The following is a 26,861-nucleotide window of genomic DNA, read 5'->3' as shown; positions in this document are numbered from 1 at the left end:
TCGATCAGATGGGGATAGTCGAGGTGTCGTCCACCGATCAAATAAAAGAGGTCGGTGAAGACCAGTCCGTCGCGACTGATCGCGAGCGTCAGCGGATCGCGTCTTCGCGGATTGGCATTGGAGACCAATGCGTAGTAGCCTCGTGAGGTGCGAAGGACGAAAAATTTGCTCGTCGCATCGGGAAAATTTGTGCCGACAATCGGACTCCATGTTTGCCCGTTGTCCGTCGAAAACGTGCGTAACAATCGGCCCGAACGAGCATTGTCACGAATCAAACCCACGATGCTCTTCTGGTCCGGAAGCACGTACCAATACGGTTCTTCGGGTTGACCGGACTTTCCGTAGCTGGCCAGCGGCAAAGTACGCCATTGATCAAACGCCTTGACGCCGCCAATCATCACCGAAACGCGGCGCTTTTGATCGCGGCGTGTCATCATGTAGTCGCCCGAAGGCAACCGTTTGGGGGCAAAATTATTGAGCGTATCATCGAGCACGGTTCCGTGAGCTTCCCAGTTGCCTTCGGTGGCATTCCAACGAAACGCCTCCAGACTGAGTCCTTCACCAGGATAACCGGGAGCGTGGAAATGACTCGCCAGCGCCAGCAGTTCTCCATCGCGAATCCACATCCCGCGGGCGATCCACCCAAAGCCTTCGATGCGGGGCGGTCCGGTCAAATCGGCTGGCTTGCTCCAGTTCACACCATCGATGCTGGTGGCGTAGGAGACGCGAGTGCCCGCTTGATCATGGTGAGGAACGACATTCCGATGCCGCTCGGGCGACACGTTATCAATTCGTTTGCCGGGACCATCGCTCCACATCGCCCAAAAACGGCCATCGTGTCGAGCAACGTAAGCGTGCTGATGCACCCAATTGCCTCCTTGATCTCGAACATCGCTGATGATGGCGTGCTGAACCGGCAATTTTGGAAGCTGATCAAAATCGATCTTGTTCGGATCCGTCCCGGTCTCTGAAAGTCGCAACATCAGTCCGCTCGTCGGGTTTGCAACCGGATCCGCCATCGACAGATCGGGCATTGCCACGCGAGCCTTGGGCGAGACGACGGTGAACTTGGTCGGTTTTGTATCGATCAAATCGGACGCGGTGCTGCCAATTCGAACGCGAGTGGATTCGAGTAAGGTTTTGTCTGCGGCAACGTGAATGCGAGCGAGATTCGCCCGGCTGCTTCCCTCGCGATTGACCAATGTCCAATCCGACAGCTTCGTCGGTTCGGAAGGAATCTTGCCCGCGGGACCGAGCTGCACAAAAAGTTCATCGGGCTGTTTGGCGTGGCTGGCGATGCGAACGAGCAGCGAAAGCGATTCGCCTTGATTCAGTGTCGGACCGTATTCAATCTTCTCATACAACCGGGCTGACAGCCTCCCATCGGCAGCGATTCCAATCGTGACTCGTTCGTCACCACCGCTTGTGGCAAGACTCAACGCGAAAGTTTTCCCTCGCTCGGGTACGTCAAAGTCGGCGGCCAAATAGAGCTGGTCGCCTTCGTCGCCGAGGTCGATCCAGTCCGCGTTGGCGTCCGGTTTGGGAGCCGCGATGGCTGGCAAAGGACTGTCAGCCTGTACCGTCTCTGGCATTTCAAGTTGGTTCAGTGCGGCCAGTTCGATCTTCAAGACTTCCACGGTTCGCTTGCCGCTGGCGAAGGCGACCAACAGATTTCCGTCGTGCTCAATGGCATGCGGATAATCCACCTGGCGGCCGCCCGCGAGATAGCCAAGTTTGTCAAACACCAACCCATCGTCGCTGATCGCGATCGTCAGCGGATCACGCGCACGCGGGTTGCTGTTGGAGATCAAGACGTACCGCCCGTCCTTGAGACGAAAACCGTACAGCTTGAACGTGGCATCGGGAAAGTTGGTGCGTACCGGTTTGCTCCACGTTTGTCCATTATCTGTCGAGAAAGCCCGATAGAGAAACTTGCTGCGGCGATTGTCACGAAACAACGCCGCCAGATTGCCATCGGGCAGTTCCCACCACAGCGGTTCTTCGGCGCGCAATTGGCTGTTCGTACCCAAAACCGGGAACGATTTCCAATCTCGCAGCGACTTTGTGCCTCCGACGAGAAACTCGACGCCGGCCGATTTGTAGTCGTAAGGGCGACGAGACATCATCCACTGACCGCTGGGGAGCCGTTTGGGTGGGAAGTTGTTGATCGTATTGTCGGCGATCACGCCGATGTTTTCCCATGACTCGTTTTGTGAGTCGAAGCGAAATGCTCCTAGTTCCAAACTTGGGCCGAAGAACCCAGCCGCTTCATCCAATGAAACCAACGCCAGCAATTCGCCGTCACGTTGCCAAAATCCGCGGGCGATGTAGCGGAAACCTTTTTCTGAACGCGTGTTGTAGTAGGGCGAGTTTGGTCCCGAGTTTGGCGGTTCCGGTGTCAGGTATTTGGGTTCGCTCCACTGCAGTCCATCGACGCTGGAGGCATACTTCACCCGCTGTCCGACACGGTCTTCGAGTTCCGGCCCGTCGCTCCACATCACCATGAATTTGCCATTGTGATGCACCAGATAGTTATGCTGGTTCACGCCATGTTCATCACGCACGTCGCTGACGATCGTATGGTCGCTGGGAACACGAGGCAATTTTGTATGGTCGATTTGGTGTGTGTCGATCGGGATCGAGTTCCCCACCAACATCCGAGTCGAATCAGCAGCGGTAACCGGATCGGGATAATCGAGTTCGTCCGCTCGCAACTCCGGGAATTGCATCAACACACAGGCCAAGACGATGGGAGCGATCGTGTGGAAGTTCATGCGGAATCTTCTTGGGTTGTGGCATCCAGAGAAAAACGGGTCAAAACAAAGGGGTCAGGTCAAAACAAAGGGGGCAAACCTCTTTGTTTATGTTTTCGAGCAATGGTCGAACTCGTGGACGTCCTCTTGGCCGCATTGTGGATTCCAGATTGAGCCGCCTTGCAATCGATTCGACCCAGCCTTCATCTCCCAGCGGTGCACCGCGATTCGCACAAATGCGGATCGCTTTCAACTCGCTTTCTGACAATGGTTCATTGACACGAGAGACCCAGTTGGGAAGCCGAGGGATGGGCCATGGAGACAATAACTTCGGGACTGGCTCGGGCCGTTGCAGCCAACGCCAAAGGGACCCCCATCGCCAGTCTTCCGCCCGGTCCGTCATGTTCGCCCTCAACGCATTTCGCTCGACGTAGCGACAGGCAACCAGAAAATGTTCATCGTCCTGAATTGGAAAGCTCTTGAAGCGGCCCTGGTAGAGATGCCCGCGTCCGGCGGAATTGTAGTGTGCGTGGTACCGCATCGTGTGAGTGCCTCCAACCCACTTGCAAAACCGACCCATTTCACCATCGACCAATGGACGAACAATCAAATGCCAATGGTTCGTCATCAATTGATACGAGAAAAGTTCGATTTGATACAGACCCAACGCCTCATGCAACACGTTTTCAAAAGCGAGGAAGTCGCCTTCCTTCTTGAACATCGGCGCATTCATGTTTGCGCGGTTCAAGGCGTGGTAAATCCCGCCTGCTTCGTCAGCTCTCGGAGATCGTGGCATTCTCTGATTGTAAACCGGACCTCACGCGAAAAGAAAGAGGATTGACGTTTTTGATCGTCCGCAATTGAGGTGACACACATTAGCGAAAAAGGGAAACAATGTTAGAGAATGAGATGCTAAAAAATGTGATCGCGGAAACCAAGCAAGCCGCTTTCTGCTTGGGCTCGCCCTGGTAGGGCAATTGTCGGCACAATTTCACGCGAGTAACCGACTGCAAAGATTTCAGATCTTGGCCACGCTCTGTTTCAGTCTCGCGACACTTTCAGAAAAGCTGCTGTGTCCGAGTTGACTGAAAAAGAGGTTTGATCCCTTTGAGTTGGATTTGACCCCTTTGATTTGGATTTGCAGGTGACTAAGAAAGGGGTTCGACCTGTCCCGTGGGTCACGAAAGTCTTGACGACTTCCGCTACCAGTGAGGACCGGCACTTTATGTTCCGGCGGTCCTTAGAGCAAGGTTCGTAGCGCCTCGGGAAGTGCCAGACACTCTTGCTCGAACACCCGGGCGGCTAATGTGTCGGTGTCGTCATCGGGTTTAACGGGGCATGACCTCTGCACGATGATTGGGCCGTTATCGTATTCGTTGTCAACGAAATGGACCGTGCAGCCGCTGATTTTGACGCCTCGCTTTAGTACCGCATCGTGCACGAAGTGGCCGTACATCCCCGCACCGCCGAACGACGGCAACAGCGCCGGATGGATGTTAATCACTCGGTTTTCAAAGTCGTTGGGGACTAGCACATGATTCAAATAGCCCGCCATCACGACGTATTTGACCTCGGCTTCGCGGCAGGGATCAAACATTTCACGTGAGTGTTCAAACGGATCGCGGTGATCGCGTTTGCGAACAACTCGCGTGGGGATGCCATCGTTTTTGGCGATATCGAGCCCACGCACATCGTCACGACTGCTGATCACCAAGCGGATGTCGATTGGCAATCCGTGTTCGTCACGATGCCGGATCAGATTGGCAAGCGTGCGCCCACTGCCGCTTAAGAAAATCGCGATGGGAAGTTTCGATTCGCTCATGTTGGATTCTGGCATTAGGCGTTCTTTTGCACAAAGACTTTGCCGAATTCCGTCTCGCTCGGCTCGGTTCCCACGATCGCATCGGAGCGAAGTTCACTGGCAAGCGTTTCATTGCAAATCGTGTCACCGTGTTCCTTGAGCGCCGTGGCGACTTCGATGTCTTCGCTAACGATGCCCACGGTGATGCGGTCGGTGTAGCCGCAATCGATTTCTTTCCGCTTGCTTTGGATCGTGCGGATCAGGTCCTTGGCGATGCCTTCGCGGCGGAGTTCGTCGGTCACCTCGGTGTTGAGGACGACGACACTGCTGGCACCTTGGCTCGCGGCCCAGCCCTCTTTGGCTTTTAAGCGAACTTCGATGTCTTCGTTGTCGAGTTTCAACGGTTCACCGCCGGGCAATTCGATTTCCACGAATCCGTCACGCCCCAGGGCCGTCAGCAGCGTGTTGCCGTCGGCGGTCGTCAATGCTTTCTTGACAGCAGGCATATTCTTGCCCACACGAGGGCCGAGTCGTTTGAAATTCGGGACCACGGTGTACTGGACGTATTGGTCGCCTTCGGTGGTGTAGTCGACCGATTTAACGTTCAGTTCTTCGCGGACAAGCAGGTCATGCGACTTCAGCCAATCGATCTCTGCATCATCCGCCAACACCACTTCGACCTGCGAAAGTGGCAGTCGGACTTTCAGTTTGGCTTCGGCACGTGCGGCACGGCCCAGCGAAGCGATTTCACGCAGCAGTTTCATGCTGGTCGAAAGTTTCGCATCAATGCGATCGTTGTCGGCGACCGGATAATCGCACAAGTGGACGCTTTTTCGTGTGCGATCCCCAAACGGTTCGGTCAAACTTTGCCAAAGCGTTTCGGATAGGAACGGCACAAACGGAGCGACGATCTTAGTGATCTGCAGCAGCGATTCGTACAGCGTCCAGTAGGCATCGTGCTTGTCTTGCGAGTCCTTGTCGCTTGCCCAGAATCGGTCGCGGCTACGGCGGACGTACCAATTGCTCAATCCATCGACGAACGACGTGATCGCTTGGCAGGCGTTGTAGTTGTCCAGCACGTCCATGCGGTCGACCACGATTTCGTTTGTGCGATTTAGTTCCGACATGATCCAGCGATCGATTTCACTTCGCTCGCTGATATCGCGGTACGTCGGAGCCGACGCCAGGCTTGCCGAAGTGAGTTGATCGTCCGCGTCGGTTGCGGTGGTAGGATCGAAACCGTCGATGCCAGCGTAGATGCTGAAGAAACTAAAGACGTTCCAAAGTCGCAGCAAGAACTCGGGGATCGAATCTTTGATCGATTGTTCGCGGTAGCGGATGGCGGTCCACGGCGGTTGCCCGGCAAAGAAGAACCAACGCAGTGCATCGGCACCGTACTTGTCAAAGATCTCGTTGGGCTCGCGATAGTTTCGCAAGCTCTTGCTCATCTTGTTGCCGTCTTCGCCGAGCATTAAGCCCAGCACGATGCAGTTGCGATACGGGTGCGGGTAGGCTTGATCGGCCAAAGGGTCAGAAAAGGTGTCCGACACCTTTTTCGTTTCCGCGCCTTCTTCTCGTTCGCTGATCGAGGCCCCTTCGCCGAACAACATCGTGCTGATCGCCAATTGGCTATAGAACCAACCACGAGTCTGGTCGAGGGCTTCGGAGATGAAATCGGCGGGGAATTGATCTTGGAACGATTCGTGGTTTTGGTGGGGCCAACCCCATTGGGCGAACGGCATCGCGCCGCTGTCGTACCAGCAATCGATGACCTCGGTCACCCGTTGCATCCGAGCACCCTGGGCGAACGGTGAATCGTAGGTGACCGCGTCGATATACGGTTTGTGGACTCGCAAATCGTCCGCCAACTCGGGATTGGCCGCCTTGGCTTGTTCCCAAACTTCGGTCCCTTGCAGTCCTGGTTTGGCCAGCACTTCGTCGTAGCTGGCGACCGCCTCCATTTGTCCGGTTTCTTGACAAACCCAGATCGGTAGCGGCGTGCCCCAGAAACGTTCACGCGATAACGCCCAGTCGACGTTGGATTCAAGGAAATTGCCGAAACGACCGTTCTGGATGTGTTCGGGTTGCCAGCCAATTTGCGAATTGTTCTTTAGCATCAGGTCGCGGAACTTGGTCGTTCGCACGAACCAGCTACGGCGCGGGTATTGGATCAGCGGATCTTCTTGTGCACGCCAACAGAACGGATAATCGTGAAGGTATTGCTCGAGCAACAACAACTTGCCGGCTTCGCGTAACATTCGCGAGATCGGTTTGTCGGCGTCCTTGACCCACGTGCCTTTCATCTCCGCAAAGTCGTCGGTGAACTTGCCGTCCGGTCCGACCGCGCACAACAATTCAGGACGATCCGTTTCGGCAAAACGTGCTTGCTCTTGGGTCAGCACTTCGTAGTCGACTTCGCCGAACGCTGGTGCTTGGTGAACGATACCGCTACCCGATTCGGTGGTCACAAAGTCAGCTTCGACGACGCGCCACATCAATGCTTCGGATTCGCCGCTGGTCAGGTTGCCGGTCGCGTCGCCGAGCGATTTGTAATAGTTGTCAAACGGAGGAACGTAACGCTGGCCGACCAACGATTTTCCGGAGACGGTTTCCAGGACGGGAAGTTCGCGTTTCAGTTTCCCTGTGATCGTTTCGACCAGGTCGGCTGCGATCACCAGTTCTTGGCCGGTTTCGTCGTCACGGACGACGGCATAGTCCAATTCGGTGTGGACCGCCGCGAACATATTGCTTGGCAGCGTCCAGGGAGTCGTGGTCCATACGACAAGTGAACGTTTGGGATTGTCGACCAACGGGAACAGCACATACACGCTGGGGTCGGCGACTTCGCGATAGCCTTGGCCGACTTCGCCCGAGGACAACGCCGTGCCGCCTTGGGCCCACCACCAAACGATCTTGTGTCCTTGGTACAACAGCCCGCGTTCGAACAGCGTTTTCAGACTCCACCAAACACTTTCGATATAGCTTTGATGGTAGGTGACGTAGGCCTTTTCCAGGTCGACCCAGAATCCGAGTCGGCGGGTCAGGTCTTGCCACTGTTGCATGTAGCGAAACACGCTTTGTTGGCATTTTTGGATGAAGGGTTCGACGCCGAATGCTTCGATTTCTTCTTTGCTGTGGATGCCGAGTTCCTTGCCCACTTCGACTTCGACCGGCAAACCATGCGTGTCCCAGCCCGCTTTGCGTTCGCAGCGATAGCCTCGCATCGTCTTGTAGCGGGGGAAAACGTCTTTGATCGAGCGGGTCAGGCAGTGGCCGGGATGCGGCAACCCGTTTGCAGTAGGTGGGCCTTCATAGAAAACGAACGAAGGAGCATCGGCACGCTGAGCCAACGATTTCTTGTAGATGTCGTGATCGTCCCAAAACTGCAAAACTTCGAGTTCAAGTTTTGGGAAATTGGGGCTGCTCGGTGGAGCACGGAAAGGACTCACGGAAGCGGGCATCATCAATCGCTTTTAGACGCTAGGGCAAAGGTGTTCGGGAGTCGGCAAAGATTAAATTTTTGCCGGACAACAACTAATCGGAAACCATATCCGATTTTGAGACACCTTTGCAGCACCTGTGTTCGTAGAGAAGACGCGATTTCGCGGTAGAGCCAAGCCCAGCGACGTTCACACCCACGCGTGCGTTGGGAGTCGCTGATTTTGGGTCGTGGATCTTGCTAAAGATCCTCTTTCACCTAGAAAACAGGGAGCTTTAGCAAGCTCCACTACCAAAACGAGGGGATTTAGTCGTTTAGGTCTTCGTCGACGTCATCGAAGTCGTCGAAATCTTCCAATTCGTCGTCGTCGCTGCCGTCGCCGCTGCTGAGCCCGAATTCGGCACTGATTTCGTCTTCGATCTCGATCTCGTAGTCGTCTTCGAGTTCTTCCTCGAAATCGTCGTCAAAATCGTCATCGAAATCGTCTTCGTCAATATCGTCGAATTCATCGACCTCGTCGTCTTCATCGAGTCCATCGTTGAAGCCGTCGTCGCCCGTGCCGCCTCCTTCGGAATCGTCATCCGAGCCAAAACCCGAGTCTTCGTCGCCATCATCATCGTCGTCGTCATCGTCGATCAAGTCGTCATCATCGATCGAAGTCGGTGATGGCAGTATCGCACCCCCCGTCCATGCCGTCATGGTGGGTGGCGTCATTTGCCCCGAAAACGTACCGCCCAAATAATCGCCCCCGCGCGGATTGGATCGCGTATTTGTTTGCGGGACAGCGGTCGATGTCGCGGACGATGGATCCAATTCGGACTGTTCGGAAGCGGTAGAAGCGATGGACATAAGTGATGAAAGATCTCAGAAAATTCTTGTAGAAAGCCAGTTCGATATCAAATGCTGGCGTGGATCGCCGTCATGCGTTGGGGGCATAAAGGACGGGGATGATTCACATGGGGGAGTCTGCGGTGCTTTGGGGGTCCAGGAAGACCTGCGTGAGTTTCTCGATCCTGCATAATTTGTCAACGCAGTTCCACCGGAACATCCGATTCAATCGGATCAGGTGGCAATCACTACCCAAATGGTCGAGTCCTCGCCAAGGGCAGTGCTATAGCCGACGTGAACCACATTTTGATACCTCACATCAAACCGACAAGGCGACTGGCAACATTCGGGCGAGGAATTCTTGCAGAAATTTTGATTTCACAAGTTTTTCGCGTGTTTGGGACAGTGTCGCTACCAATCAAACCTTACTCAAACCGACGTTTGATAACCTCGCCGGATGAATATCATCGCCCGATGAAAAACTTTGTCGAGGTTGCGAAATCGCGGATGCCACACCGGAATCATCAATCGTGGCGGATTTAACGGATCGAAATCCTATGAGAAACTTTGCTGTCTTTTCACTCCCATTGCTCGCAATCGGTTGCATTAGTGTCGTGGTGGGATGCGCAGGCCGACAATACGGACACATTTTGGCGGCGAACGACAAGGACCTTGTCGGCAGCCATGTGGCCGGCGCGGCCACATGGAACCCCTTGGTCGATGAATCGGTCGCCAAGTTGTTGGGACGATGCCCGCCCGCGATCCAGACCGTTTCGTTTGAATCGGCGAACGCAATGAAACTGGACGGGCAAATCGGATCGGCCTTAGCCTCCGGCCCCGCCACAGTCTGCTTCATCGGGATCGAGAATAAGAGCGCCGAAGAGATGGTCGATTTTAAAGATCAACTGTACGAGCGGATCGATTCGCAAATCAATTCAGCCGAAACCTTCCGCTGTATCAGCCGTCGAATGGTTGATGCCGCATTGGTGGAAACTCGGCTGCGTCCCGATTCATTGTTTCTACCAGAGAACCGAGCCCAGTTTGCTGCGGCCCTCGGACGCCAAGGTGCGCCAGTCGATTATTTGCTGTACGCCACCATCACCAGTGGTACGACGGACCGCAACAAAACCACCCAGCGTGACTACTTGCTCACCCTCGAAATGGTCAATCTGCACAGCGGTGACTTTTTGAAAGAATCGGCGACGATTCGCAAAGGCTATTCGAAAACACGCGCCGGAAAGTGGTGGAACTTTGGTCTCGGCCAAGGCGATGGTTGATTCGCCGCTCTTTGAAGTTGCGATCTTCAGCCACGCAAGTGGCGGCAGCATGTAGCCTGGGGGCGTAAGCCCCAGGAATACGAATAAACGAATGATACCAAAGCCCCGGAGGGGCGACAGAATGCGAAGTGGTCGATTGCTGCCGCCCCTGCGGGGCTATAGGTAACGTGTGGCGACAAAAACCTGGGGCTCACGCCCCGAGGCTACATGCTGCCGTGCCTCAGGCACTTCGAAATGGCGCAACATTAAAACGAATGCGTCGGGTTACGATTAAAATTGCTACGCCGCCAACCCAACGCTAGATGAAACTTATCCGAAAGCATGAACCGAGCTCTGTCGATCGTCGCGATACCGATGTTGTTGCTGCTGGGCGGTTGTTCCGCCGGGTTGCGCAAAATCGATACCGCACGTGATGCGTTCGCTCGCGGCGATTTGGTCGAATCTCACGACACGCTCGCCAAGCTCGCTAAACCACGTCGCCGCTTTGGTGACGCTGCGGCACTGGATTTGGCGATGATCGAATTGGCTCGCGGCGATGCGGCCGCAGTGGAAGCTCGACTTCGCAAATTACGCGATCGTTTTGACGCCTTGCCCAAGCTGGCACCGCTTCATGAAACCGCATCGATCATCACCGACGATACCGCTCGTCCTTTCCGCCCAGCCGGCTACGAACAAGTCATGATCCGGGCGATGTTAGCCGTTTGCTCGTTGGCGACCGATGGTCAGGACGCCGAAAGCTACGCGATGCAAGCGGCGATGCGTCAGTCGGAATTGGCTGCTGAGGCGAATGAGCGAGGCTTGGAATCGGCTGCGGAAACCTATCAACCGATCGCGCTGGCGCCCTATCTGCGTGGCGTATTACGCGAAGCGACGCATCACGATTACGATGATGCCGCTCGGGCGTACCAGCTTGTTACCTCGGTTGAGCCCAATTTCGCTCCAGCCCACGCCGACGTCGTTCGCGCCAGCGGAGGTGCCCACAGCACTGCGGGTAACGGGGTGCTGTACGTGATCGCCTGTGTGGGTCGCGGACCGGTGCTGGAACAAGTCGACGCACCCACGACCACCGCCGCGATGCAGATTGCGTCGATGGTGATGAACGTTCAAACCAACAATAGTGGCGATTCGAAACCGTTTGTGCTGCCGAACATTGCATCAGTAAAAGTCCCCAAGGTCAAAATTCCTCCGTCCAATGTTGTCGCGATCGGCGCGCGTGCCGATGGTGTTGCAATCGGTGTGACCCAGACGTTGACGGATGTTGGCGAATTGGCAACGCGACAGGTTGAAGCCGAGATGCCATGGACGATTGCCCGAGCGGTGATGCGGCGGGCGACCAAAGAGACCACGGTGGCGGTGACGGGAAACCAGCTTGGGTTGGACGGTGCCGCAGGATCCCTCTTCCAATTTGCCGTCGCTTCGGCGTGGGGCAGTGTCGAGCATGCCGATACACGATGTTGGGGCCTGTTGCCTCGCGAGATCCAGGTGTTGCGGGTGGAATTGCCTGCCGGCGAACATGAGATTTCGCTTCATTCGCTGGGGATCAACGGCAGCCCAATGGGGGTGGGCTTGAGGACGCCGGTAACGATGGTGGATGGTCAAAACGAGTATTTGATCGTGATCGCGCCCGATCAAACGATCTATCCTGTCAACGCGAAATGATTTACCGCGGTATCACGGTACGGTAAAGTAGGCTCCGTACGGTAAAGTAGGCCCGGTGCAGTAAAGTGGGCCCGGTGCAGTAATGTAGGCCCGGGACGGTAACCTAGGGCCGTCCCTCGTTCGTCCGCCGCACGCCAATCGGCTGAGTCCCAGGCGGGGGGCCTGCGATTATCGTTTCCTGATGTTGCCGCCGTTGTCCAAAGTTGTCCGCATGAAAGCCATCGAGCTAAACCATATCGCCATCCATGTCCTCGATATCCAGAAGAGTGTCGCTTTTTATCGTGACACGATGAATTTGCCCCAATTGGATCGGCCCGCGTTCGATTTTCCGGGAGCATGGTTTCAGTTAGGGGAGCGACAGGAATTGCATTTGATTGGCGATCGTACATTGCCGGTCCATTCACATCACCGCGGCGGTCATTTTGCTTTGGAAGTCGACTCGCTTGACGAGTGGGAAGCCCATTTGGACAAGCATCATGCGACGCGGTTATCCCGCAAAATACGGCCTGACGGCGCCCTGCAAACGTTCGTACAGGATCCCGATGGCCATTGGATCGAACTCTGCATGCCTCCGAAATAAAACTCGGAGATCAGGATGACCGGGGCTAAAGCCGCCTGCGGTTTTGAGGTAATCTACGGGGACGGTCGCCCTTCGCGGCTCGTTATCCTTTCCCCCATCTCCCCCCTCAGCTTCCCGTGACATCCAAAACGATTGATCATTCGATTGGTCCCAAAAGTCTTGCTGCCTTCGATCGTGCTCGTGCGTTGATCCCGGGTGGGGTGAACAGCCCCGCGCGTGCGTTTGGTGCCGTTGGCGGTTCGCCGTTGTTTATCGATCATGCCGAAGGGGCGTATATCTTTGACATCGATGGACGCCGGTTTCTTGATTACATCGGATCATGGGGGCCAATGATTCTCGGGCATGCGTGTCCCGAGGTCGTCGAAGCGGTGGTTCGTGCGGTGGGACGCGGAAGCAGTTATGGAGCACCGACCGAAGCGGAATCCGAACTGGCCGAACAGATTATCGAGGCCGTTCCGTCGATCGAACGAGTCCGCTTGGTCAATAGTGGAACCGAAGCGACGATGAGTGCGATACGCGTGGCTCGCGGTGCGACCGGGCGTGACAAAGTGATCAAGTTCGCGGGCAACTATCACGGTCATGTCGACAGCTTGTTGGTGGCGGCTGGCAGTGCCGCAGCGACGTTGGGCGTTCCCGATTCGCCAGGCGTCACGGCAGGGGCCGGCGGCGACACCATCGTGCTGCCCTACAACGATGTCGCTGCATTGACCCAAGCGTTCAGCGAACACGGATCGAAAATTGCCGCAGTGATTCTCGAGCCGGTGGTGGGCAACATGGGATTGGTGATCCCCACGTCCGACTTTCTAAACTCACTCCGTTCGATCACCGAGAAAGCGGGCACGATCCTGATCTTTGACGAAGTCATGACCGGATTTCGACTTGCTTATGGCGGGGCACAACAGCGATTCGGGATCACTCCCGACATGACCACGCTTGGCAAGATCGTCGGCGGTGGCATGCCGTTGGCCGCCTACGGAGGTCGCGCGGATATCATGGATCAAGTGCTGCCGGCGGGCAAAGTTTTCCAAGCAGGCACGCTGAGCGGAAATCCCGTTGCGGTGGCCGCGGGCAGTACAACGCTGCGGATTTTGAAAGAAGAATCGCCGTACGAGTCGTTGGACAAAATGGGCGACCGGCTCGCCGAAGGACTCGTCGCGGCGGCGACCGCAGCCGGAGTACCTCATCAAGTGCAGCATGTTGGTAGTATGGTGACGTTGTTCTTCAACCCCGATCCCGTGATGAACTGGGACGACGCCGATCGCAGCGACCGCGATGCCTACGCACGGTATTTCTGGGGCATGATCGGCCAAGGAATCTATCTGCCCTGTAGCCAATTCGAATCGCTGTTCTTCAGCCGCCTGCACACCGAAGCGATGATCGATCAAACAATCGATGCGGCAAAGAAAGTGTTGGCGTCGTTTTAAGAAGGCTTGTAGGCCGGATCGTAGCGGAGCGAAGATCCGGCATGGCGTCACTCACCCAATACATCACGATTGACCGTAAATGGAATGGCTCTGGTACCTGCTACTGATGGTGGCGGGCTTTTTGGCAGGCATCATTAACACGATCGCCGGGGGCGGTTCGTTTTTGACGCTGCCCGCGCTGATGTTGTTTGGGCTGGATCCGAAATTGGCCAATGGAACCAACCGGGTCGCCATTCTGTTGTCCAGTGCAGCGGCCGTGGCGACGTTCCGCCGCCACGGGCAATTCAACCAGCGGCTCGCGTTTCGCTTGGCCGTGCCGACGCTTTTGGGCGTGCCGGTCGGCGCTTTGATGGCGATCTATCTGCCCACCGACACCTTTAAGTCGCTCTTTGGCGTGATGTTTTTGGCAATGGCGGTGCTGTTATGTTTGAACCCCAAACGGTTGACACAGATCAATGCACAGCCCGAAAATCTCAGCTGGAAAATGTTGCCGATCTTCTTTGCGATCGGGATCTACGTCGGCTTCATCCAAGCGGGCTTGGGGATTTTGTTGATGTTGGCGATGAGTCTGCTGAACACGGGCGACTTGGTCGCATCGAGTGCGATTAAGAACTGGATTGCTTTTATCGTTACGTTGACGGCCACGATCGTGTTTGTCAGTTACGGCTTGGTCCAGTGGGCACCGGGCTTGGTGATGGCGATTGGCAATGTCGCCGGTGGAGTGATGGGGGCGAAGTTGGCGATCCGCAAAGGAAACCGATTCGTGTTTGTCTTTCTGGTCATCGTGATGGTGGCTACTGGGGTGAAGTTGACGTTCTTTTGATTGGTCGTTTCAATGACACGGTTTTTGCTGTGCCGTCACGTGACCGCATGAGGCGATCATCACGGGACCATCATCACGGGACCATCATCACGGGACGATCGTCAAAACGCGTGTCAGCATCGCGCCCATGGGTCCGGTAAATAAGATCGTGGCGACCAACGCAGCTGCGCCTAACAAGTAGTCTCGCGAAAGCGGACCAAAGGGGCCTCGGTCCAGTCGCGTGATCTCCTTGATCGACTCTGCCAACAACTTGGCTGCATCGTCATATTGGTCCGCATCACTCCGCGATAGCAGTTCGTAACGACGGTGGCTAAGGAACTCAAGGGCTTCGGATCGGAACCCGACGGCGGTGAATCGCACGACGATCGCCGCGACAAATGAAATGATGATGGGCGATACCAGTAGTGCAATCCAGCTGTTGTCGTGCCCCCACGAATCCCACCAATTCGACCGAGCCACAATAAAGACAATCGATAAAACGGCGGGCCACAGCAGTTTGCGGCTTGCGTCGATGCTAAGCTTCATCGTGCTGCGACATCGATTGACAATTTTGCGTTGTACCTCATTTCCATCGCTGTCGGTGAACGTCGACGTCGGTAGGTCATCACGGAAATTTTCGATCACCTTTCGCGCATACAGCGAAAACAAAAGACTCTTGCACGCTACCAACAACACGCACAACGTGGCGGCGAATAGCAGTGCGGTAGCCAGCCAGCGAACGGCCCAATCACGAGCCGGTGGCTCAATGAATCCGCTTTCTAAAAACGAGATCACGTAAAACACGATGGCGATGGTTAGTGCTAACTTCCATGTCAATAATCTCGGCGGAGGCTGCATCGTCGTTTTGGCATCGGCAGCCAAATTTGGCAAGCGATTGTTGATCTCTCGCACACTCATCACGATCACCAAGTACAATCCCAGCACGGTCGGCCAAATGCTGACGCCATCGGTAAAAAGGATTGGCTCGGATTGAACCGATCGATCACTGATCACCATCATTGTGAAAATCAAAACGCCAATGAACAAAGGAATGGCAATTGGCCATACCGTATCGTGTTTTTGAGCGTTTCCGCTATTGAAGACAAAGTTTCTGAAGAAGTTGGTGGTGGCTGTGTATCCGTTTCGCAGTCGATCGCGAAAATTGGAGGCATCGGTGGAAAACGCGGCTAAGAAATTGAAGCCAAGAAAAATGCCTAGCATCGCTATCACGATGGCCCCGATCAGGGATCGATGTTCGTGAATCGAGGTCACTCCGGCCGGTTGACGCAGTGGCAAATATTCGGGACTTTGCGTCGCTGACAACTGAATGGGGGTGGTGGTGCCGATTTCAAATGCAAGCGGTTGCAGGTAGGAATGCGATACTGACTCGGACGCTTTCGTTTGCCGTCTGCCTACCAAATCAAAGAGGTCTTGTGAAACGTCGCCGTAATATTTTTCGAATCGGTTGTCTTTCAGCTTCTGCTCTAAAAACGCGTGGCACAACACTGACATTCCGACAAATGCCGATGTTTGGTAGCCATCACGAAAACTGGGGATATTGTTGACACGTCCAAAAATATTGCTGCGGCCTCGAACTCCCAATCCATAGTGGGATGCCACGACGAGATTCCGCGTATGTGCGTTGTAATCCGGCAAACTGTAGCGTGCATCCAGCTCGGTGGTAAAAAACGTGGCGACGGGAAAAATGGGGCGGGCCTTTTCCAAGATCAAGTTCTTGTCTTCCCAACTCGAACCGAGTATTCCCACCGCTCGCACACGGCTGGGATTGATCAGCCGCGATGACGCCATCTTGCCAAGTTCTTCCATCGATCGATTTAAGTAGTCTTTAACCGATGAATGACCGCCGCGAGATTCCCCACCGGATTGCACGCTACCAGAAGCGGCGATGTTTTTGAGATAGGGGATCACAACGGGCTGCTGGTCGCTGGTTTCAAACAGACTCTTTTGCATTTCCTCGACATAGCTAAGCGAACTCTGCTCGGCAAAGATCACCAGCTTGCTCGTCGACCCATCGGTCGGCCACACGCCGCGAAGGCTAAGCTCACGCTGCAGCGCGGTTAGCAGCCGCTCGTCCGATCCGATCGTGTGAATGAGTTTGACAAAATTGTGTGCGCCAATCTTCAAATCGGCTTGCCCTCCCGACAACCCAAGGCTGCTGTCCGTCGCAGTGCAGCTGGTGTTGCATACGACCGCACCTAATTCCCATTGATCGAAAAAGGACGCGATGGTCTGGTCGTGCTCGTTGGTTGAACTTAATTGCTCGCCGTCTCGGACCAGATCACGCAGCGCCCCGCTAAAGGTAGGGCCCAGCAGTGCGAAGGCTGAATTCTTCTTTCCTTGCGAGTCAACCATGATCGGTTGCAGGATATCGTACAGCGTAGAGAGCGGTTGTTCACCAAGATGAGTTTCTTGGACCCACGTGATCAGGACATAGTCGGCGGTGTTGCGATGTTTGTAAAGTTTTGTCGGTAGAAAGGTCGAGATCTTGACTGAGGTCGATTGCAGATGCGCCGGAGCATTGATCGCGTCGGTAAATTGCTCCGTCTGCTCGTCAATCGCGTCTGTCTGCTCGCCAAGGGTCGAAGTTTGGGGGGGCTGTTGCCTCCGACGTCTTTCGGCGACACGTGATGAGAAATGATAGTTCAGCGTGACCGGTCGATAGGTCATCCGATTGGGAAACGACAGGTTGAATCCTTGATTGGCCAACGCCAATTCGACAGCGTGGCGTTTCCGCACGTGGCTTTCTAGCCCATCGCTATCGCTGCTGATCGCCCCTGGCACCGGGACAACAAGGTACATGATTCTGCCATCGTCGCCCAGTTTATCCTTTAGAATCGCCGTCACGTCCGAGGCGGTCAAATGATCCGGCATCTTCGATGCAAGATCTTGTAAAGTGTTGCCGTAGGCGTGTGTGAACGGATCCTCCCACATCGATCCCGGCAAACTGATTGTCCCTTCGATGGACGGATACATGGCGTTGGATGCATCCGAATGAACCGCCAGCAGCGGTGGATCCGGCAACGCAGCGCTACCGCCTGGGCGAAGACCGAACAGGGCCGCAATTCCAACGATCAATCCACCTCCCATCCATGTGAATACAGTCGGCAATGAGCCTCGTTCGCCACTCATGATGAAAACCACATGATGTCAAGTAAGCCAATACATCAATCTACATCTGAGATTCAGTATAGCTGCTAAAACATGCAGTTCCACCATCTGGAGGGGTTTGGTGGTTTTGGTCAGGCCGAAGAGTGGACGGTTGTCACCTGGTGGAAGTCATTTCGCCGGAGTTCAGAAAGATTTCAACGGCATGCACCGCGAATGATCACTACACTTTTACTCGGCGTTTTGGCTCGCATCGGCTGCGTTGGCTTTCGCGTCGCGGTCGCGGGCGTGTTGACCGATCAATTGCTTGGCATAGGTGAGTCGTGCGGGCCACTTGAACGTCGGAGCCTGCTCGGGGTCATAGCCCGCAAGGTGCTCCTCTAATCGCGTCGTCGGTTTGCTGTAGCTGAATTTCGAATCGCCAAAAACTTCACGGCACATCGCCGCCAATCCCGGATCGTACTCAATCAATTCCACGCGTGTATTGACGTGATTGTGATCGTGGTCGTTGACGCGGTTGTCGTCGAACCAAGATTGGGCGCCTTCGGCAAAATATTCGAAGCGATTGACGCTGGCGTATTTTCCTTTCCAAAGCCCACGCTTCATCGCATCCTTGTAGGTTTGTTCGAGGCGTTCATCAAAGGTCGGGTCGACATTAAGCATTCCTCGTAGATGAATGCAATGGGCGAGTTCGTGGATCAGAATGCTTTCGGCAGCATACGGGTCGCCCGGGTAGGCTAACAAATTCTCTTCGCCGACCGAACAAAATGGATCGGTTTCGCTTCCGCCAGTGCCCCGTGCACGAGCGTCCCAATAGTCCTTGCCATCAAGTTGCGAAAAATCGGCGGGAGCCTTGCGTGCGAATCGAGCGAACTCAGGCAGATCGGTGGTGAATTCATTATGAGCCATGATACATAAACGAGCGCCGCTATCGGCCATCGCCTGCAACACCTCCTCTCGCTCGCCAAGCATCTTTCCAATCAGATACTTGGCTTCTTGTAAGGCAAGCGGATTCACGGTTGCGGAGGCAACAATCGGGAACCCGTTCACCGCAACGGACTGTGAATAAAAAGCCGGCACTCCGTCATGGCCATTGGGATCGAAACGAATCCCTTGCACCCGAGTTTTACTGGTGACCGTTTGCTCGTGTTTGTCTTGGCGACCGACAATCGCAAACTGGTGGCCAAGCGTGGTGGTGATCACGGTGTCGTCGGCTGGTTCCAAAGATCCATTGGGAACGCGTTTGCCTTCGGATTCAAGCCAGAAGATATCGACCGTTTGATCGCTGGCGTTAATGATTTGCAGTTTCGGTCGCGGTGGATCTGTCGCGACCGTATCGTCAGCAGTTGCTTGGATTGCGGTGGCTAGCAGCAGGATCGCGAGGTGAGGCAGAAAATGTAGGTGGCGGCTACGGTGACGATACATTGATTTCCGATCCGAGAGGGGGCTGCAAGCAGCCAAGGGCAATGGTTTTTCGACTGCATGATTATAGCCAGCAAATGAACATCAAATGTAAGCCACGGATGAGAAGCATGCGCATCGGCCATTTTGAGCGCATTCACCCAGACTGCGGTTGATCCACTGTCCCTTCCTTTGACGCCTCCATTAAGAGGAAAAATTTGGTAGGAAGATGAATGAGGTAAGAACATGGAAAATCTTACCGCTAACTGGCGGTGTTTTTGGGAATCTTTGGGAGGACAGCTCGATGAAGCCACAAGGTCAGCGAGGTCCAGTAACTCGTTTGTCTTCGGGAAACAATACGCCTGATAGCAATACGCCTACGGGGTTCCACGAATCTGTCGTCGAGAATCGTATCAGGTGCGAAGCGAAGCCGTAAAGCTCGGCGAGGCAGAGTGCAACGGGCAGTCAACACTACGAAGCGAAACGCACTTCGGAAGGGCAAACTCAGTTCGCGAGAAATTACAAAAATTATTCGGTCGATCCGATCCTTTTTGGCACCCTTAGATATAGATTGACGATGTCATCGCTATTCACTGCTCTTGGGAATTTCGATCATGAATCAAAGTAGCTGCCACGCAAACTTGTGGCTCGTGTCTTTTTCCGTATTCATGTGTCTTTTCTTTGGGAGCACCGTCGCGTCGACCAGCGGCGACGAGCCCACGGGCAAGACCAACTTTGAACAGCTCGAACAACGGCTTCGAGGCATGACCGATCAGGAGTTGATCTCACTTGCCAACGAAGGCACCGCACCTGCCACGATCGGCGAGCTGCACGTTTCACCCGGTCAGCTGAGCCACTCGCTGATGCAGGAAATGGCGCGGCGACTCGAAACGCAAAAGACGCAACCAGCCGAAGCCACTGAAATCAAACGAACGGCAACTGCGGATTTGAAAGCCGATGGCGGCGATCAAGTTAACGAAAAGGTGTCCGGCCAAGACGCCCCGGTCGGTTCGGCAGAAATCAAACTGCAGAAAGCTGCGGTCGAAACATTTCTTGGGGATCCATTTTCGACAGGCAACCTTGACTTACAGTTCCAACCAGGACACGGTCCCGTTATTTACCCAGATCAGCAACTGTTCTTGGATACGACCGACAACCGCGCGCACTACATCACGTTTGATCTTTCCTATCAGGAACAAAAAGGCGAACCGACGATGATGGTCGATCGAATTCGCGTCCATTTCTTACTTCGAGGTGCAAAACCGTGCCAAGTGTCGCTCTCAAGCGTGGATGATGTCCTGTTGGACAAACAGGAAATTAAACCAATTCAGGACGACAACCGGCATCGTGAACTGCTTGGTCATTGGTGGAAACAGTTTTCCGTGATCCCAACCAGCTACGGTCGTGAACAGAGGGAGCTCAAGGAGTCTTTGCTGGACATCATGGCGCGGCGTCTTCAGCTTCCCGGTCCCTGGCCTAAAACGGTCGAGAACGACAACAACGCCAACGAAACAAGTCTAGAGCATCAGTTCGAACGCGGCATTGGGATGCTCTTCGGCATCGAATCGGTCAAGTTGGCCATGAGTGCGGACACGGCGTTGAACCAGTCAGGTCGGATTGAGAACGCGAACCAACCTGTCCCTCCGCGTCGCGTCCTGCAAAGTGTGCGGATCTCGCAAGCACCGCGAGACATTTGGATTGAGCCAATTGCGATGCATGTGCCGGCCGAGTGCTTTTACTTGCGCACCGGTAGCTTGGCGAATTATCGCCAGTTTCGCAAGTTTCTACTCGGCTGGGGTGGCAGCTTGAATGACATCGTTTCAACCAACGCCGTCGATCATCGATCGCGAGAGAGGATCGAAGGTCAATTGGGGATTTCACCTGACCAATTTGTGACTGACGAATTCGATAAGTTGATCGCTGACATGGCGCTCATCGGATGTGACCCCATGTTCGATGACGGTGCATCGGTCGGAGTTCTTTTACAAGCTCGCGACTCCAATGGCCTAGACAACGTCTTGAAGCTCCAGCGGAACCAAACGCGACTGCGTGTCCCAGAATCGGAGGAACGCCGCGTGACGGTCGAAGGTCGCGATGTCTCCTTTCTTACTTCCGACGACCAACGCATTCGCTCTTACTATGCGATCGATGGTGACTTCCATCTGGTCACCAATTCTTACCACTTACTGTCGCGTTTTTTGCAAGCGAGCGATGGAACAGGGTCGCTTGGGACACTCAATGAGTTCCGTTACGCACGTCACCAGACCAACGAGATCAGCAAAAAGAACCAGCAGCAACCGCTAGCGATGCTCTATCTTTCGGACCCGTTTTTTCAAAACTTGGTCAGCCCGCACTACCGCATCGAACTGACTCGCCGACGACAAGCAGCCCGAGAGCTGAAACAGTATCAGTTAGCGCTGATGATCGCCAAGGCCGAGCACATCGACGCGGTCACCACCGACCAGTTTATCGAATCAAAATTGCTACCTGTGGGATTCGGCACCCGGCCCGACGGTAGCTATCCGATGCTACACGAGGGAAAGCTCAGCGATTCAACGCGTGGTGCCCTAGGATACTTCTTGCCGATCCCCGACGTGCCAGTTCAAAACGCGACTCAGACGGAGGTCAGTTCCTATGATCAGTTCATGGCACATTACAATCAGGAATGGAAGAGAATCGATCCGGTAACCGTCGTATTCTCTCGAGGCAATTCCGATGAAAATGGTCACCAGCAAGTTGGCTTGGATATCGTCATTACGCCTTACGCTCAGCAACACTACGCGCTGTTGTCCCAGCATCTCGCTCCCGCTAGTGACCGACGGGTGGCGCCGATGAACGATGACTTGGTAAGTCTCGATACGTCGATTCGCAGTGGGCAAGGATCTTCACCCTCCTTTTTTCTCTACTTTGGACTGCGAGACGACGACGTTTCCTACGTCTTTGAAAACGGCCAAATTAGATTGGCCAACGGTTCCAACGGAGGCAGTTTCGCGAAGAGTAATTCCTATCTTGCTATCTCTCCACTCGCCTTCTTTAGTTTTTCAGTGGCGTACCAATTCCTGTACTCAATCGACGTGATTGACTATATGAGCTCGGTATCTTCCAATCAAAGGATGATGGTTGTGTCGAACAATCAATCTCTCCGACAAAAGGTACTTAACGAAATAAGCGGAGAGGAAATCCGCGATTCGTCCCAAGTTCGTTTGCGTGTCAAGTCACTCGCCAACTCAAAGGTAGAGCCCTACATCCAAGCGTATACGTACCTCGCCTCACGAAAGGCTTCGTCCGAAAACGCCAGATTCTTGAACGACGTCACGCGTTGGTTGCAGCTGCCCATCATGGAGTCGCGTGAGTCAGTGGAAACGGTATTGGGCGCGCAACTGCGTTGTCCGCTTGGTGGTGACTTCGGTTTGAACGATCATGACGGCCATTCGTATTGGGCAGGAACCCGGTGGCCTGAAGCAAGCTATTTCGCCGAAACGAAAACGCCTGCGTCTTGGAAGTTTGCGTTCTTGGATTGGCTACGTGGACTCGACCTGCGATTCGACATCGATCCAACGACCCTGCGAGCGCATATCGACATGGTCGTGCGGCAGTCGGTTGGTCATGCCGGGGACGATCGATGGACGCCATTAAAGTTGCAAGGTGCCGGGAATCCAGTGAATGCTGTAGTGGTTAAAAAATCTCCTGTCGTTGTGCAGGCCGGCTTTCAAACAATGCCTAGCTGGGTACTGGGGATTAGGGGGCGATCAGTTGATCGGACGTTCCATGTTACACACGTTTATCCTGACAGCCCTGCATCTCGGGCTGGATTACTAGTGGGGGATCAGATCATTGAGGTCGATGGAGTGAAGCCCGAATCAAGTAAGCGTTTGGCCGCATTGATCGAGTCGGCGCGAGATGGAAAGGGAACCCTCTTCGTGCGACTCCGACGCAATGGTGCGTTCAGTGAACACGTGGTTGGGTTCCCCCACCGGTAGTCAGCGACAAGGCAATATTTGATGTGATCCCTCCGCCGCTTGGGGCAACGCCGTGAAACATATGTCGAGCGAAAAATCGCGGATTCAGTGATAAGGCGGCTAAAGCCTGGACACCAGCATTCTCGGACCGAGCCGTTGGTGTACAGGCTTTAGCCGCCGAGAGCATCATTTTAACCATCAAGAATGCCTGACGGTACTACGTTTGGGCACAAGACTTGGTCGCTCACGTGTCACAGCTCACAGTGTCAACACGCCACTAGTGTCAAATCGGCCAACAATATCGATACACTTTGACTTACTGCCTAGAAGTTGGAAGGTTCAAAATCCCGACAAGTATTGACCTCACCTTTTTGCGTCGGCTGTATTGCGAACAACACCTTTTCGCTCGAGGACTGGGTGCTATGCGTCTACTCACAACTTGGGTTCTGCTTCTGCTGTCGATTTCAATTGCACCCGCTGCGGATTCAATGTACGGGACCATCGAGGGGTGGGGCCAAATGGTCGATCCCGATGGGGAGGATGTTTTCAGATACGTTATACGTGTTAATGTGGGCGGCAGCGGAAAGACAGTCGATGACTCCGACTTGCAAATCCTCGCCAGTCTGCAAAGCTTGGAAAGTCTCTCGATCGAAAACGCCCAACTCTCCGTTTTCGGCGCTGATAGCCTGTGCAAACTACGCAGTTTGAAGTTCTTGACTATCTCGGATTCCGTTGTAGCGGAGGGAACATTCGAGCGTTTGAAGCGTTGTCCGGCCCTTCGGGAACTGACGCTGCGAGGTGTCCCCTTGTCCAGGAACCTGTTGGAGGAATTAGCGTCACTTCACAGCGTAAGAGTACACTTGAGCCTAACGTCGACGCTCTGAACCGAGGAAATGTCAATACTAGCGAGGTCGCAGAATATCCACACACTTACGTTGGATCGAGTAAGAGTCCCGCCCGAGACATGAATTCAGATGGAACCGGTTGGAAACCTGAGAGTGCTGCATTTTTGTGGGATAAGACTGTTGTACCGAGAGGTTCAACGCGTTTGCCCATTGTCCAAGAATCTAAATGACTGGCAGACCACCGAGACATTGGACTAGTAAAAGAAGTGTCGTGAGTTTCGCTGGATACGGAATTTTGTATCCGAAATGAATGCTTCGCAGGCTGAGGTATCGAGTTGGCGACCGAGCGCGATCAGTATCCGTGATGCGATCCACGACATTCATTGCCGCTCGCCTACTCGGGTTCTTCGTCCGGAGGGATGCGTCTGGATTCGAGGATTGATTCGATCCGGACCGCTTTTTTGCCTTTGAATGCACCGGCGCGGGCATTGAACTTGGGCACGTCTTGGATCGACAGTTCCAATGGCGAGTTGACTTCTTTTTCAGTCGTGATCACGTCACCGACGGACAGTTCCAACAGGTCGCCGGTGCGGATTTTGGATCTTGCCAAGGTGACGACTACATCGACCGGCGCCGTTTCGATGCTGGTGGAGATCCGTTCGCGTGATTTTTCCGTTGGCTTTCCTTTGCCGTAACCGACCCAGCCGTTTCGCGACAGCTGGGAATTAAAACCTTCGATTGTGTTGAACGGAATACATAGATTCATCATGCCGCGGTTCTTGCCGAGCATGACTTCGAATCCGACCAAGATAATGACTTCGTTCGGGGGGACGATTTGCACCAGCTGCGGATTGCTCTCCATCCGGTCGACTTCGAATTCGAGCTCGACGATGTTTTCCCAGGTGACTTTGAGTTGCGTCAGAAACAGATCCACAATTCGGCGAATCAATCGAGTTTCGATTTCGGTCAGTGGTCGACGAATGGCTTCGCCCGGTTTGGGGTCGCCGCCCAGCATGCGGTCGATCACGGCATACGAAAGTGTCGGCGCGACGTCAAGAATCCAGTGGCCTTCGAGCGGGCTGGGTTTCAGCACGCTGAAGCAGCTGGGGTTATCCAAGCTGAACACAAACTCGCTATAGGTCAATTGATCGACGCTTAGCAGTTTGACTTCGGTCATGGTCCGCAACAAACCGGACATCGACGCACCGTAGTTACGCGCTAGCGTCTCGTGCAGCGAATGCATCGCCCGCATCTGGTCTTTGCCAACGCGTTCAGGGCGTTTGAAGTCGTACGACGTGACGCGTGTTCCCTCGGGCAATAGCCCCGACACTTTTTGATGGGACGTTTTGCCACGCGGCAGTGCGGCCGAAGCTTCGCTGGGCTTTGCGGCGGCGGCATCCGAATCAGTCGCATCCCGCGCCGGTCCATCAACCGTTTCCATTGCCTTGAGCAAGCTTTCGACTTGGTTCTGGCTGAGCGATTCGTCTGACATATCCCTTGTCCTTGTAGTTTGCGAACTTGTGGATGGCGAGCTTCGCTTCGGTTGCGAGGCTCGCTTCGTCGCACTAAGTTCGCACGTGGCCGTCGCCACGGACGATGTATTTGTAAGTGGTCAATTCGCGAAGACCACAAGGGCCACGTGCGTGAAATTTGTCGGTCGAGATGCCAATCTCGGCTCCCAGCCCGAACACGCTGCCGTCGTTGAATCGAGTGCTGGCGTTGACCATCACCGCCGCACTGTCGACCAGCGTCGTAAAGGTTTCGGCGGCACGCAGATCGCCGGTCACGATCGCGTCGGTGTGATGGGAACCATAGCGATTGATATGCGCGGCGGCGTCTTCGATCGATCCAACCACCGCGACACTGATCGTGGGGCCTAAATATTCGGTCGACCAATCGTCGTCGGTCGCTGGTAATGCGTTATCAATCCAAGTGATCGCTCGTTCGTCGGCGCGAATTTCGACACCTCGCTCGGTCAATCGTTTGGCGATTTCGGGAATCGCATCGGCCGCGATCTTCTCATGCACCAACAGCGATTCGCAGGCGTTGCAGACCCCCATTCGCTGGCATTTCGCATTCTCAATAATGTTGACTGCCATCGCGATGTCGGCATGTTGGTCGACATAGACGTGACAATTGCCATCAAAGTGTTTGATCACCGGCATCGTCGCTTCTGCGGCAACCCGGCGGATCAGCCCTTCGCCACCGCGAGGAATCGTCACGTCGATCAGTTCGCCGAGCGACAGAAATTCGCCGACGGCTTGTCGATCGGTGGTCGAAACCAACTGGACTGCGTCTTTGGGAACACCGCACTCTTGGGCCGATTCTCCCAACACTTCGACGATCGCTTTGCTGCTGTGGATCGCTTCTTTGCCGCCACGCAAGATGACTGCATTGCCGCTCTTGACACAAATGCCTGCCGCGTCGGCGGTCACATTGGGGCGACTTTCATAGATAAAGAAGACGACCCCCAAAGGGACGCGGCGTTTCAGGATTTGCAGCCCACCAGGCCGCGTGTGTCCCTCGATCACTTCGCCGACGGGATCGGGAAGCATCGCGATTTCTTCGAGTCCGGTGGCGATCGATTCGATGCGGGCTTCGTCCAAACGCAGTCGATCAACCGCCGCTTCACTCAATCCATAATCAGGAGCCGCGGCGAGATCTTTTTGATTTTCTTCGATAATCCTGTCGCTGGCGGCAATCAACGCAGCAGCGGCGTGACGAAGCCAGCGGTTTTTGACTTCCGCATCCAATGCGGCGAGTTGGTAGGAGGCCGCACGCGCCGCTTTGGCGGTTTGCAGGCAATATTGAGCGATTTCAGGGTTAGCAGCAGTCGTCGACATGTTGACCGGAAGGGTTTCAAGCGGCATCAAATTAGGCAATTTCGAGGCTTTAGCAGCCTTCGAGAGATTGTCGACGATGCAGTGCGAGGGGTCAACGGCGAATTGATCGCTAAGCCATCGCGGC

The 26,861-nt window shown here is 54.7% G+C and carries 16 protein-coding genes; 6 read left to right on the top strand and 10 right to left on the bottom strand.

From position 1 onward, the window contains the following. From ABX962_RS05745 to ABX962_RS05725, 5 genes are all read right to left on the bottom strand, one after another. A partial coding sequence (locus ABX962_RS05745) for an exo-alpha-sialidase (RefSeq protein ID WP_372717456.1) occupies positions 1 to 2,774 on the bottom strand: 2,774 nt, incomplete at its 3' end. A 40-nt stretch (positions 2,775 to 2,814) separates the two neighbouring features. Continuing rightward, positions 2,815 to 3,474: a transposase gene (locus ABX962_RS05740; RefSeq protein WP_372717460.1), complete on the bottom strand. Its 660-nt coding sequence runs from the start codon at positions 3,472 to 3,474 to the stop codon at positions 2,815 to 2,817. A 519-nt stretch (positions 3,475 to 3,993) separates the two neighbouring features. Then, entirely contained in the window at positions 3,994 to 4,575 is a 582-nt protein-coding gene (gene purN, locus ABX962_RS05735; protein ID WP_372717454.1) for a phosphoribosylglycinamide formyltransferase, read from the bottom strand. Positions 4,576 to 4,589: 14 nt separating this feature from the next. Continuing rightward, positions 4,590 to 8,018 (bottom strand): isoleucine--tRNA ligase, encoded by a 3,429-nt coding sequence (gene ileS / locus ABX962_RS05730; RefSeq protein WP_372717453.1) that lies wholly within the window; start codon positions 8,016 to 8,018, stop codon positions 4,590 to 4,592. A gap of 281 nt (positions 8,019 to 8,299) precedes the next feature. Further along, complete coding sequence (locus ABX962_RS05725; protein ID WP_372717451.1) at positions 8,300 to 8,842, bottom strand: hypothetical protein; 543 nt, start codon at positions 8,840 to 8,842, stop codon at positions 8,300 to 8,302. A 536-nt stretch (positions 8,843 to 9,378) separates the two neighbouring features. Here ABX962_RS05725 and ABX962_RS05720 point away from each other — a divergent pair. From ABX962_RS05720 to ABX962_RS05700, 5 genes are all read left to right on the top strand, one after another. After that, on the top strand, positions 9,379 to 10,098 hold the full coding sequence (locus ABX962_RS05720) for a penicillin-binding protein activator LpoB (protein ID WP_372717449.1): 720 nt from the start codon (positions 9,379 to 9,381) through the stop codon (positions 10,096 to 10,098). A 321-nt stretch (positions 10,099 to 10,419) separates the two neighbouring features. After that, positions 10,420 to 11,757: a hypothetical protein gene (locus ABX962_RS05715; RefSeq protein WP_372717447.1), complete on the top strand. Its 1,338-nt coding sequence runs from the start codon at positions 10,420 to 10,422 to the stop codon at positions 11,755 to 11,757. Positions 11,758 to 11,968: 211 nt separating this feature from the next. After that, positions 11,969 to 12,337, top strand: a complete 369-nt coding sequence (locus ABX962_RS05710) for a VOC family protein (protein WP_339946637.1) — start codon at positions 11,969 to 11,971, stop codon at positions 12,335 to 12,337. A 116-nt stretch (positions 12,338 to 12,453) separates the two neighbouring features. After that, on the top strand, positions 12,454 to 13,761 hold the full coding sequence (hemL, locus tag ABX962_RS05705; protein ID WP_372717445.1) for a glutamate-1-semialdehyde 2,1-aminomutase: 1,308 nt from the start codon (positions 12,454 to 12,456) through the stop codon (positions 13,759 to 13,761). Positions 13,762 to 13,840: 79 nt separating this feature from the next. After that, the gene (locus ABX962_RS05700) at positions 13,841 to 14,584 is read left to right on the top strand and encodes a sulfite exporter TauE/SafE family protein (RefSeq protein ID WP_372717444.1); all 744 of its coding nucleotides are present in this window, start codon (positions 13,841 to 13,843) and stop codon (positions 14,582 to 14,584) included. A gap of 87 nt (positions 14,585 to 14,671) precedes the next feature. Here the strand turns inward: ABX962_RS05700 and ABX962_RS05695 are convergent, their stop codons facing one another. Next, positions 14,672 to 17,713, bottom strand: a complete 3,042-nt coding sequence (locus ABX962_RS05695; protein ID WP_372717442.1) for a hypothetical protein — start codon at positions 17,711 to 17,713, stop codon at positions 14,672 to 14,674. 207 nt (positions 17,714 to 17,920) lie between these two features. Beyond that, a complete protein-coding gene (locus ABX962_RS05690; RefSeq protein ID WP_372717440.1) occupies positions 17,921 to 19,114 on the bottom strand; it encodes a hypothetical protein in 1,194 nt (397 codons plus the stop codon). A gap of 590 nt (positions 19,115 to 19,704) precedes the next feature. Here ABX962_RS05690 and ABX962_RS05685 point away from each other — a divergent pair. Next, positions 19,705 to 23,070, top strand: coding sequence for a PDZ domain-containing protein (locus ABX962_RS05685; protein WP_372717439.1), 3,366 nt, complete (start codon positions 19,705 to 19,707; stop codon positions 23,068 to 23,070). 1,078 nt (positions 23,071 to 24,148) lie between these two features. On the opposite strand, the gene ABX962_RS05680 is transcribed toward ABX962_RS05685, so the two are convergent. The 3 genes from ABX962_RS05680 to ABX962_RS05670 form a co-directional block, all read right to left on the bottom strand. Next, on the bottom strand, positions 24,149 to 24,274 hold the full coding sequence (locus tag ABX962_RS05680; RefSeq protein ID WP_372717437.1) for a hypothetical protein: 126 nt from the start codon (positions 24,272 to 24,274) through the stop codon (positions 24,149 to 24,151). A 14-nt stretch (positions 24,275 to 24,288) separates the two neighbouring features. Next, positions 24,289 to 25,386 (bottom strand): flagellar motor switch protein FliM, encoded by a 1,098-nt coding sequence (fliM, locus tag ABX962_RS05675; RefSeq protein WP_372717435.1) that lies wholly within the window; start codon positions 25,384 to 25,386, stop codon positions 24,289 to 24,291. A 73-nt stretch (positions 25,387 to 25,459) separates the two neighbouring features. After that, on the bottom strand, positions 25,460 to 26,737 hold the full coding sequence (locus tag ABX962_RS05670; protein ID WP_372717458.1) for a glutamate-5-semialdehyde dehydrogenase: 1,278 nt from the start codon (positions 26,735 to 26,737) through the stop codon (positions 25,460 to 25,462). Positions 26,738 to 26,861 lie beyond the last annotated feature (124 nt).

The sequence above is a fragment of the Novipirellula sp. genome, from assembly GCF_041583735.1.
Classification (GTDB): Bacteria; Planctomycetota; Planctomycetia; order Pirellulales; family Pirellulaceae; genus Novipirellula.
Note: the sequence above shows the minus strand (reverse complement) of the source record. Positions and strands in the feature narration are given on the sequence as shown.